Origin of the sequence: Micromonospora sp. M51, from assembly GCF_018070305.1 — a bacterium.
In the GTDB taxonomy this organism is placed as follows: Bacteria; Actinomycetota; Actinomycetes; order Mycobacteriales; family Micromonosporaceae; genus Micromonospora; species Micromonospora parva.
On the sequence record NZ_JAGPXZ010001394.1, the window covers coordinates 1 to 637 of the forward strand.

At 73.5% G+C, this 637-nt stretch carries 1 protein-coding gene; it reads left to right on the forward strand.

The window, feature by feature from the left end; all coding sequences use genetic code 11:
* Nucleotides 1-637 (forward strand): EAL domain-containing protein (locus KBX53_RS35040; RefSeq protein WP_210864044.1); only part of this gene is annotated, 637 nt, incomplete at both ends.

The following is a 637-nucleotide window of genomic DNA, read 5'->3' on the forward strand; positions in this document are numbered from 1 at the left end:
GCGCGGCGAACTGGATCTCGTCTACCAGCCGGTGGTCGACCTGGCCGACGGGCAGCCGGTGGGCGCGGAGGCGCTGCTGCGGTGGCGCAGCCCGGTGCTCGGCACGGTGCTGCCGGCCGAGCTGCTGCCGGTCGCCGAGGACCTTGACCTGGTCGGCGAGTTGGAGTGGTGGGTGCTGGATCGGGCCTGCCGGCGATTGTCCGACTGGTCGGTGGGCGCCCGGGAGCTGTGGATGGCGGTCAACGTGACGACCCGGGAGCTGACCACTCCCGACTTCGTGCAGCGGCTCGCGGCCGTGCTGGCCGCGCACGGGGTGCCGCCGGAGCGGCTGGTGGTGGAGGTGAGCGAGCCGAGGGTGGCCGGTGACCTGTCGACAGTGGTGGCCCGGTTGGCCGGGCTCCGGTCGCTGGGCGTGCGCACCGCGTTGGACGATTTCCGGGCCGAGCACGCCTCCCTGGCGCAGCTTCGCCGACTGCCGATCGACCTGCTCAAGGTGGGCCCGGAGCTGGTGGGCGCACGGCCGGACGGGCAACCACCGCTGATCGACGTGGTGGTCAACGTGGGCGAGCGGCTGGGCGTCGAGATCGTCGCCGAGGAGTTGGAGTCGTCGACCCAGGTCGAGGGGGCACGCCGGGGC